Below are 12710 nucleotides of genomic sequence, written 5' to 3' on the forward strand. Positions count from 1 at the left end.
TACGCACATTATTTAGTTTGGATGTTTTCTATCCTTTCATCTTTCACCTTTTCACTTTTAACTATTCTATACAGCGTAAAATCACCAGTAACTCTCTGGACCTCTTCAATCCTCAAATCAAACTCAGCCAACCTCCTTGAATTTAAATATTCAACATCCTTCTCTGGCAAAGTAAAATTATAATAATAAACAGGCAAATGTTTAACCATCCTAGAATACCTTTCAACCATTGCCTTGTCATCAAAAAGCCCAACAACAACTTTTCTTTCAGGAAATAAAAGCTTGTCATGATAGAGAGTAATTATCACAGAATTACCTTCAGTTAGGTCTAGAACTTTTCTCGCCTCAGCGCTTGCCTTCACCTGCTTTTGAGCAACATAAATCAACCCTTCTTCAGAGCCATACAAAACAAACTGGATTGAAGTAAATGAAACAACTGCAAGGAAAATAGCCACAATCCCCCATTTTATATAGTCTTTTCTAATTCGATAATTTAAAAATTTAGTAACCTTAAGTTTTTGTGAAAATGGCCAAGCAATAAATTGTCCGACTGATAACACCAATATTGAAACCATTGGAAAAGCACCTAGATAAACTGGGAGCCAATAACGAGTGTAGGAGTTACCAATTGTAAAACTATTTGGGTCTGGGTTATCAGTGAAGCCCCAAGACCCATAGTAAATAATTAAGATAAAAGAAATAGTAAAATAAGACAAAATATATAGGAAATATTTTTTGCGCCAATTTTCAATTGCTCTGTAGAGGAAAATAAAACCACCAAGCAGTGCTGGCCAAAAAATTAGGGGAAACATATATACAAAATAATGTTGGAAACGATGGAAACTTTGTCTTGGTTGCAAACCAAAATAGAAAAAGCTATCTTTAAGTGTTTCAAGAGGTCCTCTGGCTTTCGAAACTTCTCCACTCAATGTTGATTTAACTATATCAGAACTAGCTTCTTTGATATTTATAATAGACTGATTCATTTCCGAATATCCACCAAGCAATGGATTGGAATATAATATCGTATTATAATAAAACATCGGGAGCATGGCCAAAAGAAGAAAACCAACAAAAATTAATAATTTTAATAATCCCACTTTCCTAAAATTAAAAATCCATAAAATAATAAAAATAGGAGCAATCCACATCAATTCAGACGTCCGAACAATCACAGCCAAACCAACAAAGAAGCCGGTGAGTGCTGAATAGAAAAGATATAAAAAGTTTTTATATTTTGGGAAGGAAACAAATTCTTTAAACCAACTTACTGTCCATTTTTTAAATCTTTTAAATATTCCCCTCTCGAGAGGGGTGCCCGTATGGGCGGGGTGTGTTTCTACTTTTGCTTTTGTCATCCTCGCGAATGCGGGGATCCAGAAATTATTTAATTTAGAAACAACTTGCCACCATTTTGCATTATTTTTCTTCTTAGAATGGCCGTCCACCATCATCAAAGAATAATAAAATCCAATCACAAGAAAAACCGTAAACAAAACATTATGAAACATACTTCTAGCGCTATAGTAAGTATAGACTGGGAAAAATACCAAAAGAATACTAGAAACTAGGGCAATATTTTTGTTAAAAAGTTTCTTAATCAGGAGATAATAATAAATAATTCCGATAGAGGCAAAAAGTGGAGTAAGATAAGGAATTATTTTAAAAGTTGTAAACTTCACTATTGTCCCAAAAATTAAAATAATACCCAAAAAAGAGACTGGCTTTATTTCCCCATGATCGCTTCGAAAACTCCTCGGTCGCATCACATCATCAACATAAAGATTAAACTTTTCATAAATAGTCAAAGTCCCCTCCTGACCATAAAGTTTCGTCAAAATATAATTAGCAGTCTCATCTGGTGATAGCCATTTAACAAAATTACTATCTTGAGTGGTAAAATTAAAACTACTTACAGCAAAAAAGAAAACAAACGAAAACAGGACAACTATTGCGCCATAGATAAAAGATTTATTTTTAAAAATGTTTTTCATACCTTTTAATTCCCCTCTCGAGAGGGGTGCCGAAGCGTTAGTGAAGGTGGGGTGTGTTTCGCCACTTAATTCCCGTTATCCTAGCAAAAAAAAACGATAAAAGCAAGATTTTATCGATATTCTTTGTTTTATTTATAATTACCTCCCCTCTCCTCTCTGTCATCCTGGAACGAAGCGCTAGCGAAGTGATAGGATCTCGTTCATAAAAATTAGATTCTATCGGTCGCTCAAGCTCTCTCTCTTTTCATTCTGAAACGGATCCGCCAGCTGGCGGAGAAGTAGATAGGATCCCTCATCCCCTTGTCATCCTGGAACGGAATACTAGTGGAGTGATAGGATCTCGCTCGTGGAGTTAGATTCTATCGCTAGCGCTCCAGAATGACAAGGTTATATATTTACCATTATATCATCCCAATTTTTATTTTCTCCTTCAATTAATTCAATCTTTTTTCTTCTAAGTAAATTTTTTATCTGCTTCTCCCTCGCGATGGCATTCTGAATGTAGTCAAAAACTTCATAATATACTATTTTATTAATATTATATTTAGCCGTAAAACTGTCTTTATTTAACTTGTTTTTATGTTCCCATTCACGTTTTATTAAACTTCTTGTCACTCCAGTATATAAAACGGTATTGTTTTATTTGTTGCTATATAGATATAATATTTTTGATCCTTAATAATTTCGTTGTCATCCTGGAACGGAACGCTAGTGAAGTGATAGGATTTCTCGTCACTTTGTCACCCTGGAGCGCCAGCGATAGGGTCTCGTTCGTGGAATTAGATTCTATCTGTCTCCGCCAGCTGGCGGATCCTCTCCAGAATGACAAGAAAAATGATAATTTTTTAACAAAACAAGAAGCTAAACTTTTAATTATTTCCTTTCTGGACTCCCGCCTTCGCGGGGATGAAAAAGGAAAAAGCTTAGCTTCTATTATATGAGAATATAGTTTTTTTAAAGGGTTTTGCATGGGGGCAAAGAAATATTTGAGATTTTTATATTACTAAATATAGCCAAAAGACATGCGATGTCTTTAAGGACTTCGGAGGTCTACACGCATAAGACAAACTCTATACCTTGCATATTATAAATATGCTACAATTTAGACATGAAAATAAATATACAAAAAATAACGCTTTGGGATGTTTTTATCATTCTGAACTTAATCTCCTTTTTTGGGGCAGTAGTTTACAGACTATATAAACTAAATAATCTTGGAATACTCATCACTATTTTTTTAGCGACTGGAGGATTTTTATTATTCCAAAAATTACAAGTGAAAGAAATCAGCGACAATAAAAACACACCCCACCCTACGGGCACCCCTCTCAGAGAGGGGAATATTAAAAAACTTTTTTCTATTCTCTTTTCTCTTCAAAAAAAATCTAGAATAGTTTTTTTAATAACATTTTTATATACATTCCTTTTTGCTAACTCTCTCTACATCTTATTTAGCAATGCAACCGACAAATCAATAATCAGTCCTTGGCAAGTTATTCCTCCTTATTTTTTTATATTCTATATACTTTCTCTCCTCACTCTCATCCTCATCACAAAAAAAAGCAGTCAAAGAGTATCCTTGTTTTTTATTTCCGCTCACTTCTTTTTATCATTTTCTATTGCCATGATTATTTACAAAATTGGCTATGGCTTTGACCCATTCATTCATGAGGCCACAATGGATATAATCAAAGAAAAAGGATTTGTCGATCCTAAACCTCTCTATTATTTAGGGCAATATAGTTTAATTATCATTTTAAACAAAACACTTTTTATTCCAATTGCTTTTTTAAATAAATTTTTAATTCCCATCCTCGCTTCAATTTTTCTTCCAAAAGTTATTTTTGAATATCTAAATAGTCGTTTTGAAAACAAAACTATTTCTTTCGTTTCTATTATTGCTCTTTTAATACTTCCTTTTTCATTTTTTATTATGAGTACTCCGCAAAATTTTGCCTATCTTCTTTTGATTATAATTATTATAAAATCACTAAATATTAAAAATTATCATGACTTAGCCTTCATATATCTCCTATCTCTAGTGGCCCTTGTAACACAGCCAGTCGCTGGCATCCCTGCCTTCTTATTTGTAGTTTCATTAAATATTTACCACTCTGAAATAAAATTTAGGAAAATATTTCTTAGTATCATCTTCATCTTGATGGCAACTGCTCTTCCTCTTTCTTTTTATTTGTTTGAAAAAACCCCAGACTCTCAAGTGGGTATAACAAATAATTTTCTACCAAGTCTAGTATCTACTATTTCAAATACTTCAACCAATTCGGCATCATTTTTTATTCCAAAGCAAGACAACTTTATTTATAACTTCATCTATCTTTATGGTTTTAATATCAAACTAATAATATTTTTGTTATTTTTATCTGGTTTTTTTATTTCTTTGAGATATAAAAAAGAGTGTAAAATATTTATACACTTCTTTTTTGCTTCTCTCTCTATATTTATTGCCTACCTTTTCACTTCTTCTCTTAGTTTTTCATTCTTGGTTGAATATGAAAGAAATAATTTTTCTAACAGAATCTTATTAATTTCTTCTTTTTTTCTCCTCCCCTATATTCTTTTGTCATTTTATACTTTTTTCTACAGACTTAAATCTACCAGCAAGGCAATTCAAGCACCTATCTTTATTTTTCTCTTAATTCTTGTCTCTACTTCTCTCTATCTCTCTTATCCTCGTTTTGACAAAAACCATAATTCGCATGGTGTTTCAACTAGCGTTTACGACATCGAAGCTACAAAATGGATTGAGGATAATAATAAAAGACAATATCTAGTCTTGGCCAATCAACAAGTAAGCGCGGCTGCTCTCAAAAACTTCGGATTTAATAAATACTTTAGTGGTGGAATATTTTACTATCCAATTCCTACATCAAGCCCACTTTATAATTATTATCTCGATATGGTATATGACAGACCAAGTAAAGAAAATGCTCTTAAGGCGATGAACCTACTCAACATAAATGAAGTATATTTTGTATTAAACAAATACTGGTGGGCTTTCCCAAAGATTCTTGACGAGGCTAAAATAGAAGCTGATTCTTATAAGAGTTTTGGAGATGGAGAAGTTTATGTTTTTAAATATACGAGAGAATAATTTCTAAACACTAAATTCTAAACTCTAAACAAATTCAAAAGTTTTAAAATAATCAGTAGATTCTGAACTGCGCCGTTTAAGCCACTTTGTGACTACGGGAGACATCGCTCACACGCGAGCCATTTCAGAATGACTTTGTTAAATCTATTTATTTTTTTCTGTCATTCCAAACTTGATTTGGAATCTTCGTATTATTTTAATTTTGGATACGGAACGATAATAGAGCGATAGGATCTCTTTCGTTGGATTGGATTCTATCTCCGCCAGTTGGCGGATTCCAGAATGACAGGAAAAAAATAGGGTACTCTATAGGGTACTCTATAGAGTACCCTATTCTCTTAACAAATGTCATTCTGAACTTGTTTATTGCGGGGATTCTTAATCTTCATATTATTTTAATTCTTGATAATCAGTAGATTCTGAACTGCCCCGTTTAAGCCACTTTGTGGCTACGGGAGACATCGTTCACACGCGAGCCATTCAGAATGACTTTTTTATTTATTTATTTTTCATGTCTCACTATGTCATCCTGCCTGTCCCGTCATTTGCGGGAGAACGGAACGCTAGTGGAGCGATAGGATCTCTTTCGTTGAATTAGATTCTATCACCCCAGGAGTACTTTGTCGCTCCACTCGGGCGCGCTACGCTCCAGAATGACAACAAATTTGATTTAAAATAAAATATCCCAGCGATTTTAATAATCGCTGGGATAATTGTTCATTTGAAATACCATATTATTGAGCGCTTACTTCGATAAATAGAAGTGCTGTGGTATTAAACTCAAATTTACCACCACTTAGAGTAAGGAGTTTTCCAGAAGGCAAATGCTTAGCAGTATCAATTACAATAGTAATTTCTAAATCAGTTTTTTCACCATCTTTATCGATATAGCTAACAACCCCCACGGCGGTTCCTGCTTTTACATAAAGATTATCGCTGTTTATTGCTTTTTCTCGCTCATTTCTTTCCTTATACCTAGAATATTGAGGAACAACAATAGAAGCTAAAATAACTAAAATACCCACAACAAGACATAGCTCAATCAAAGAAAATCCTTTTTGATTTTTCATTATTTTCTCTCCCTTTCTGGTAAGATTAAATAGCAATTTACTATATTTTAGTTCTTGGAATATTTATATTCAAACCTAAGTTTCTATTTAACACTTGGCAAAATTGAATTTTTAATTCCACCTTTCCTACGAACCTTATCCTGATCGGTCCTTCAGATTTTGTTTCTTTATGATTTTTCCTAAATTCTGTTCTGCTTTTGAAAAACTTGTTTGCTAACCCTAAGAAATAATCATGAAAAATTTTATACTCAAATTCTTGTAAACTAAAATTTTTTCTAGAATTTTTAACTTCGATTCTGATTGACTCTCTTGGACCATTCAACAAAACAAGCGAGTATTCTGTTTTGTTATTAGAAAGCAACAAATGAAAATTTATTTCAGTATTTTCAATACAGATAGAACCAATTAATGATTTTTTATCAGGAGAATATTGAATCTCCTCTTCCAAGCGAACTTCTACAGTTTTCTCTTTCATAGCCAGACTCCTTTTTATATTGTCAAAAAACTAATTATAAAATTAGGTGGTGTTTCACCAATTGCAAAATATATCATAAAAATTAATAACTGTCAAGACAAAAAAACCAGCAGTTTGCTGGTTTTTTATATTTTTCTGAAATAAATATTCTAGAATTATTAATCTATTTTGTTATCCCTGGCAAATTTGGTGCCATGTCTTTCAATCTTTTAATAATTGGTGGCAACACTTTCAAGACTCTTTTTACTTCCGCTTCGGTATTATATTTTCCAAATGTAAAACGAATAGACGAATGGGCTATTTCTTTTTTAATCCCCATGGCAAGAAGAACACTTGACGCTTCTAGCCGAGCGGAGGCGCAAGCAGAGCCAGTGGCAACTGCCACTCCCTCCAAATCAAGCGCAATCAATATCGATTCTCCTTCAATCCCTGGGAAAATAAAATGAGCATGTGACGGCACAGATTTTTCTCTATCGGTTGTCAAACTAGCTCCTGGGATAGACTTCAAAACCCCTTCAACAAACATGTCTCTAAGACGAGCTATTTTTTTACTATTATTTTCAATATTTTTTTCAGTCAATTGAGCAACAGCCTCACCAATTCCAACTATTCCTGAAACATTTAGAGTTCCGCTTCGTTTATCCATTTCTTGATGTCCTCCAAGTTGAACCGCTCGCAAAGGAATACCAGTCCTTACATAAAGTGCTCCAATTCCTTTTGGTCCGTATATTTTATGGCCAGACATTGAAAGCATATCCACATAATTCCAAACGACATCAGAGTTTAGATAATTTATCGCTTGAGTTGCATCTGTATGAAAATAAATTTGCTGAGGACGCTCTCCACGTTCAGATATTCTTTTCTTCTGCCAATCTTTTTGTTTGCGTTCATTTATCTTTTTAATATTTTTTCCTATCGCACGTATAGGCTGTATTGAACCAATCTCACTATTTACATGCATTACAGAAACTAGCAAAGTATTGTCTTGGACTGCATCTAGCAAATCATTAGCATTTACAATGCCTTTTTTATTTGGTTTCAAATACCTTACCTCAATCAAGCCATCTCGGACCAACCTCTCAATCGGCTCCAAAGTAGCTGGATGTTCAATTTCTGTTGTTATAATGTGAGGCTTTTTAAAACCTCTAGCAAGAAATGAATTAACAAGCCCAAAAATGGCCAAATTATTAGCTTCAGTTGCACCTGATGTAAAAAATATTTCAGAAAAATCACAATTAAGAAAATCGGCAATTTGTTTGCGTGATTTATCAACTGCAATAATTGCCTCTCTCCCGAAAGAATGAAGAGAAGAAGAATTTCCATAAACATCAGAAAAATATGGAATCATTTTTTCTAATACTTTTTTGTCAACCGGAGTGGTTGCACTATGATCTAGATATATTGGTTTCATATGTTTTTAAATTCTAAATACTAAGCACTAAATTCTAAACAAATACAAAATTACAATCCATAAAATTCAAAACAGTTTTGAATTTATTATTTTAAATATTCGAATTTGTTTAGAGTTTAGAATTTCGGGCTTAGGGTTTAACAATTACGCATTAATAACTTCTGTAACCTGAGGAATAGCTTTTACTATGGTTGCTTCTATCCCCTGTTTCAAGGTAATTTGTGACATTGGGCAAGTAGCACACATCCCAACGAGACTAACTATCAATACTCCTGTTTTTTCATTAAAATCAACAAATTCAACATCTCCTCCATCCATCTGAAGTTGAGGTCTTATTTTTTCAAGTTCGTCGTTTATTTGTTTTTTGATATCCATAATATTAAATTCTAAATTCTAAGCACCAAATCCTAAACAAGATCAAAATTCTAAATAGTTTTTGTAATTTGAATTTGTTTAAAGTTTATATTTTAGGGCTTAGGTTTTATTTTTCTTTTTTATAATTTTCAATAGCCTCCTGAAGAGCATCAATCCCAAGCATGGAACAGTGAATCTTTGCTGGCGGTAAATCACCGAGAGCCTTTACTACTTCGTCCTTTGTAATACTATTGGCTTTTTCAAGAGTAGCTCCTTTAGCTAAATCGGTCATAGCGGAGGTAACAGCAATCGCAGCTGCGCAACCAAATGTTTCAAATTTAATGTCATCAATTTTATCGTCCTTAACCTTGAGATAAATTTTCATAACATCACCACAGGCCATATTGCCTTTTTCACCAACAGCATCAGCATTTGTCATTCTACCTTGGTTGTGTGGATTTTTAAAGTGTTCGATTACTTTGTCTGTGTATATCATGTTTTTAGAATTATGAATTTAGAATTATGAAGCATGAATTTGAATTTTTTGTTAAAAAATTATGTAAAACTTTTTCTTAACTATATTCATTATTCATGATTCATGATTCCATATTCTGGCTAATATATATTCACCTCTGTCCCAACTTCCGTCAGGTTGTAAATCCTCTCAGCAGCTTCCATCCCAACCCTCACACATCCATGTGAGACAGGGGTTCCAAGGTGATCCTCTCCTTCTCTATAACCACTCGGCCAAATTGGTAACTCATGTATTCCGTATTTACCGTCAGGAGTAAGTGCCATCCAATACGGCATCCAGAGTCCATAAGACGACCAAGCTTTCGGATGTTTATTTTCTATGTGGAATTGTCCTTTTGGGGTAGTGTCATAAATTCCACTAGAGACTGGCGTCTCAAACATTAATACTCCTCCCATAAAATAATAAAGTTTTTGAGAATAAATACTTATGTCGATTCTTTTTTCTAGTTTCGCGCCACCATTGAGTAGTGGGTCATAGCCTCCATGAACTTCCCCTCCATCTGAAAAACCATCACCATCTGTATCACTATTTCCTATATCTGTTTTAAAGTTCAATTCCATCTTGTCGGATAAACCATCGCCATCAAAATCACTATCTTCCAATCTAAGAGGTTTTGCCTCAAGTGGTGTATAACCAGTAGTCAATTCAATCCAGTCACTATACCCATCTCCATCGGTGTCACTTAAGTTTGGATTGGTTTTATAAATTTCAATTTCGTCTCTATCAGGAACTCCGTCAAAATCTGAATCCACTAAACCATTCGCCAAAACAATACCAGGAAAGAACATGAATAAGGCGACAAGCAAATATCTCATACTACAAAAGTTCACTTAATTTAAAATTCACCAAAGTATCGTTTACAGCTTTTTGCAATCGAGATAATACTTTCACAGCTCCGCAAGCACCATTGACGTCACAATTAACTACACCCGTATCACTAACACAGCGGAAATATGAGATATCTCCCTCAAGTGTTTTCACAATATCGAGAATGCTAATTTCTTCTGGTTTTCTTGTTAAAGAATAACCGCCATTAGTTCCCCTTTCTGATTTCACCAATCCAGCTTTTTTAAGCTTAGAAAATAGTCTTTCAAGATAACTGAGTGATATTTTCTCTTCATGAGCTATTTTTGCCAAAGACAAAGAACCCTCTTTGCTATTTTTAGCCAAATTTATCATGGCCCTAATTCCGTATGTAGATTTGGTTGAAAATTTCATTCTTTCTTAATTCCTACTAGCTAAGTAGGTATTAACAAGATATCATATTTAACAATATTGTCAAATTACTTTAAATACGCAATCTATTGACACAAATCCCCTATTCCTGTAATATAATAGTAGTTAAATAAACGTGCCCAAGTGGCCGTTTTTATTTACTTAATTTTAAAATATATGATGAAACTAATAAACTACATCAAGGCCTCTATTCTAGAGATGAAAAAAGTTACTTGGCCTACAAAAAAAGAAACAGTTGACTATACCGTTCTGGTTATTGGTGTAAGTCTTGCAGTGGCCGCATTTTTGGGTGGTCTTGATTTTATATTCCAAAAAGGTTTAGAGACGTTTCTTCTAGGCTAATTTCTTAAAGAAAATAAATATTTTAATATGGCAAAACAAACACTAAACCAGGGAAGAAGATGGTATGTTATTCATACTTACTCTGGATATGAAGAAAACGTTGCTCAGAATCTTAGACAAAGGATTGAGTCAATGGATATGGATGATAAGATTTTTAACATCTTAATTCCTATTGAGAAAAAAATTAAAATCAAAAATGGTAAAAGAAAAGTAACTGAGGAAAAGATATTTCCAGGTTATATCATGGTAGAAATGGTTGTGAATGATGACTCTTGGTATGTTGTTCGAAACACTCCAAATGTAACTGGATTTATCGGAACAGGAACAGTCCCAACCCCAATATCTGAAAAAGAGGTTAAAGATTTGCAAAAGAGAATGGGTGTTGAAGAACCTAAATTCAAAATTGATATCACTGTAAATGCTCCTGTTACTATCATTGACGGACCTTTCAAAAATCTTGAAGGAAAAGTTGTTAACGTTGACGAAGCGAAAGGAAAAGTCAAGGTTTTGGTATCAATGTTTGGTCGTGAAACACCAGTAGAACTAGATTTTTTACAAATAAAGAAAATATAAAAATTAAATAAAACCCTAAATCCTAATATCTAAATCCTAAACAAATCAAAAATTCAAAATAATAAAAAAGTTTTGAATTTAAAATATTATAAAATTGTTTAGAATTTAGAGCTTCTTATTTCGGATTTATTAAAGTTATGGCTAAAGAATTATTAACAAAAATTAAATTACAAATAACAGGAGGACAAGCTAATCCAGCTCCTCCAGTCGGTCCTGCTCTAGGGCAACACGGACTAAATATCCAAGAATTCTGTACAAAGTTTAATGATGCAACTAGAGACAGAATGGGAGACGTTGTCCCAGTAGAAATCAGTGTTTATGCTGACAGATCATTTGACTTCACAATGAAGACATCTCCAGCAGCAGTTATGCTAAAAAAGATTGCTAGTCTAAAGAGTGGTTCTGGTAAACCAAATACAGAAAAAGTTGGCTCTATAACTACAGCTCAATTAAGAGAAGTGGCTGAAGCAAAGCTCCCAGACCTAAACACAAACGATGTAGACCAAGCAATGAAAATTATTGCCGGCTCAGCAAGACAAATGGGATTAGAAATAAAGTAATAAGTAAATAATCAGTAATATACCCAACCAGGTCGCTTTGCGGCTAGTCGGGTGACTCGCTCACCCGCGAGTCAAAGTAATAATTATAAAATAATTGTGGGAGATATTAAAATATCGTAGTACCACGAAAAAAACTATGGAATTAGATAAAATGAAATTGCACTCTATCGACGAGGCAGTAAAACTAACAAAGGAATTATCAAAAACTAAATTCGATTCATCTGTAGAAATGCACATCAGACTTGGAATTGACACTCGTAAGGGTGATCAACAAATCAGAGGAGCAGTCAGTCTTCCCCACGGAACAGGAAAAACAGTTAGAGTCGCTGCCTTTGTATCAGCTGAAAAAATTGATGCTTGCAGGAAAGCAGGTGCTGACTTAGTTGGAAACGAAGAATTAATCGACGAAATCAAAAGAACAGAAAAAACTGATTTTCAAGTTGCCGTAGCTGAACCTGCTATGATGAAAAATCTAGCTAAAATTGCTAAAATTCTTGGAACTAGAGGACTTATGCCTTCTCCAAAAAATGAAACAGTAACTCTAACTCCTGAAAAAGCTGTTGAAGAACTGAAAAAAGGTAAAGTTTCTTATAAAAATGATGACACTGGAAACATTCATGTTTCAATCGGAAAAATTTCATTTGACGATGCTAAGTTAATTGAGAACTTCAATACATTACTCGAAGCTATCAAAAAAGCAAAACCATCATCTTCAAAAGGAATCTATATCAAAAACGTTTCAATGAGCTCAACAATGGGCCCTGGAATCAAAGTTTCAATTGGATAATACTACTTTAAATAGAAAAAAACCGGCTCAACAGAGTCGGTTTTTTGATACAATATTTATGCACCTTATTTTAATATAGCACATTTTTAACTTTTTGTCAATGGTTGTCTAATCCCCTCTCTACTGTTAAAATATATCTAGTATTAAAACTTAAATTCACTATATGAGCGAAATTAAAAGCTATAAAATAAAAAGACTTACTTGGGATGAGACTTTTATGAATCTTGCTATTATTACCTCAAAAAGGACTGCCTGCAAGTT

Annotated in this window: 14 protein-coding genes; 5 read left to right on the plus strand and 9 right to left on the minus strand. The window is 33.5% G+C overall.

Going from position 1 to position 12710, the window contains the following annotated elements:
• Nucleotides 1-8 precede the first annotated feature (8 nt).
• Complete coding sequence (locus tag PF572_01720; GenBank protein ID MDA3839783.1) at nucleotides 9-1994, minus strand: glycosyltransferase family 39 protein; 1986 nt, start codon at nucleotides 1992-1994, stop codon at nucleotides 9-11.
• A 387-nt stretch (nucleotides 1995-2381) separates the two neighbouring features.
• Complete coding sequence (locus PF572_01725; protein ID MDA3839784.1) at nucleotides 2382-2609, minus strand: GIY-YIG nuclease family protein; 228 nt, start codon at nucleotides 2607-2609, stop codon at nucleotides 2382-2384.
• A gap of 493 nt (nucleotides 2610-3102) precedes the next feature.
• On the opposite strand from PF572_01725, the gene PF572_01730 reads away from it, so the two are divergent.
• Complete coding sequence (locus PF572_01730) at nucleotides 3103-5106, plus strand: hypothetical protein (protein MDA3839785.1); 2004 nt, start codon at nucleotides 3103-3105, stop codon at nucleotides 5104-5106.
• A gap of 734 nt (nucleotides 5107-5840) precedes the next feature.
• Here PF572_01730 and PF572_01735 read toward each other — a convergent pair.
• From PF572_01735 to PF572_01765, 7 genes are all read right to left on the minus strand, one after another.
• A complete protein-coding gene (locus PF572_01735; protein ID MDA3839786.1) occupies nucleotides 5841-6176 on the minus strand; it encodes a prepilin-type N-terminal cleavage/methylation domain-containing protein in 336 nt (111 codons plus the stop codon).
• Nucleotides 6177-6216: 40 nt separating this feature from the next.
• Nucleotides 6217-6651, minus strand: coding sequence for a hypothetical protein (locus PF572_01740; protein ID MDA3839787.1), 435 nt, complete (start codon nucleotides 6649-6651; stop codon nucleotides 6217-6219).
• A 163-nt stretch (nucleotides 6652-6814) separates the two neighbouring features.
• Entirely contained in the window at nucleotides 6815-8062 is a 1248-nt protein-coding gene (locus tag PF572_01745) for a cysteine desulfurase family protein (protein ID MDA3839788.1), read from the minus strand.
• Between the two features lie 144 nt (nucleotides 8063-8206).
• Nucleotides 8207-8437 (minus strand): NifU family protein, encoded by a 231-nt coding sequence (locus tag PF572_01750; GenBank protein MDA3839789.1) that lies wholly within the window; start codon nucleotides 8435-8437, stop codon nucleotides 8207-8209.
• 106 nt (nucleotides 8438-8543) lie between these two features.
• The gene (locus PF572_01755; protein MDA3839790.1) at nucleotides 8544-8909 is read right to left on the minus strand and encodes an iron-sulfur cluster assembly scaffold protein; all 366 of its coding nucleotides are present in this window, start codon (nucleotides 8907-8909) and stop codon (nucleotides 8544-8546) included.
• Between the two features lie 122 nt (nucleotides 8910-9031).
• Nucleotides 9032-9766: a L,D-transpeptidase family protein gene (locus PF572_01760; GenBank protein MDA3839791.1), complete on the minus strand. Its 735-nt coding sequence runs from the start codon at nucleotides 9764-9766 to the stop codon at nucleotides 9032-9034.
• A 1-nt stretch (nucleotide 9767) separates the two neighbouring features.
• Nucleotides 9768-10169 carry an Rrf2 family transcriptional regulator gene (locus tag PF572_01765; protein MDA3839792.1) on the minus strand — a complete coding sequence of 134 codons (402 nt, stop codon included), beginning with the start codon at nucleotides 10167-10169 and terminating at the stop codon, nucleotides 9768-9770.
• 174 nt (nucleotides 10170-10343) lie between these two features.
• Here PF572_01765 and secE point away from each other — a divergent pair, with 174 nt between their 5' ends.
• The 4 genes from secE to rplA all read left to right on the plus strand — a co-directional run bounded on the left by secE (nucleotide 10344) and on the right by rplA (nucleotide 12449).
• Nucleotides 10344-10529, plus strand: a complete 186-nt coding sequence (gene secE / locus PF572_01770) for a preprotein translocase subunit SecE (GenBank protein MDA3839793.1) — start codon at nucleotides 10344-10346, stop codon at nucleotides 10527-10529.
• 27 nt (nucleotides 10530-10556) lie between these two features.
• A complete protein-coding gene (nusG, locus tag PF572_01775; GenBank protein MDA3839794.1) occupies nucleotides 10557-11102 on the plus strand; it encodes a transcription termination/antitermination protein NusG in 546 nt (181 codons plus the stop codon).
• A gap of 137 nt (nucleotides 11103-11239) precedes the next feature.
• Entirely contained in the window at nucleotides 11240-11662 is a 423-nt protein-coding gene (rplK, locus tag PF572_01780; protein MDA3839795.1) for a 50S ribosomal protein L11, read from the plus strand.
• A gap of 136 nt (nucleotides 11663-11798) precedes the next feature.
• The gene (gene rplA, locus PF572_01785) at nucleotides 11799-12449 is read left to right on the plus strand and encodes a 50S ribosomal protein L1 (GenBank protein MDA3839796.1); all 651 of its coding nucleotides are present in this window, start codon (nucleotides 11799-11801) and stop codon (nucleotides 12447-12449) included.
• The last annotated feature ends 261 nt before the right edge of the window (nucleotides 12450-12710 follow it).

It is taken from the genome of Patescibacteria group bacterium, from assembly GCA_027858235.1.
Classification (GTDB): Bacteria; Patescibacteriota; Patescibacteriia; order Patescibacteriales; family BM507; genus BM507.

Coding starts and splice junctions, on each gene's coding strand:
- PF572_01720 (MDA3839783.1), bottom strand. CDS start 1,994: ATGAAAAACATTTTTAAAAATAAATCTTTTATCTATGGCGCAATAGTT.
- PF572_01730 (MDA3839785.1), top strand. CDS start 3,103: ATGAAAATAAATATACAAAAAATAACGCTTTGGGATGTTTTTATCATT.
- PF572_01735 (MDA3839786.1), bottom strand. CDS start 6,176: ATGAAAAATCAAAAAGGATTTTCTTTGATTGAGCTATGTCTTGTTGTG.
- PF572_01740 (MDA3839787.1), bottom strand. CDS start 6,651: ATGAAAGAGAAAACTGTAGAAGTTCGCTTGGAAGAGGAGATTCAATAT.
- PF572_01745 (MDA3839788.1), bottom strand. CDS start 8,062: ATGAAACCAATATATCTAGATCATAGTGCAACCACTCCGGTTGACAAA.
- PF572_01750 (MDA3839789.1), bottom strand. CDS start 8,437: ATGGATATCAAAAAACAAATAAACGACGAACTTGAAAAAATAAGACCT.
- PF572_01760 (MDA3839791.1), bottom strand. CDS start 9,766: ATGAGATATTTGCTTGTCGCCTTATTCATGTTCTTTCCTGGTATTGTT.
- PF572_01765 (MDA3839792.1), bottom strand. CDS start 10,169: ATGAAATTTTCAACCAAATCTACATACGGAATTAGGGCCATGATAAAT.
- secE (MDA3839793.1), top strand. CDS start 10,344: ATGATGAAACTAATAAACTACATCAAGGCCTCTATTCTAGAGATGAAA.
- nusG (MDA3839794.1), top strand. CDS start 10,557: ATGGCAAAACAAACACTAAACCAGGGAAGAAGATGGTATGTTATTCAT.
- rplK (MDA3839795.1), top strand. CDS start 11,240: ATGGCTAAAGAATTATTAACAAAAATTAAATTACAAATAACAGGAGGA.
- rplA (MDA3839796.1), top strand. CDS start 11,799: ATGGAATTAGATAAAATGAAATTGCACTCTATCGACGAGGCAGTAAAA.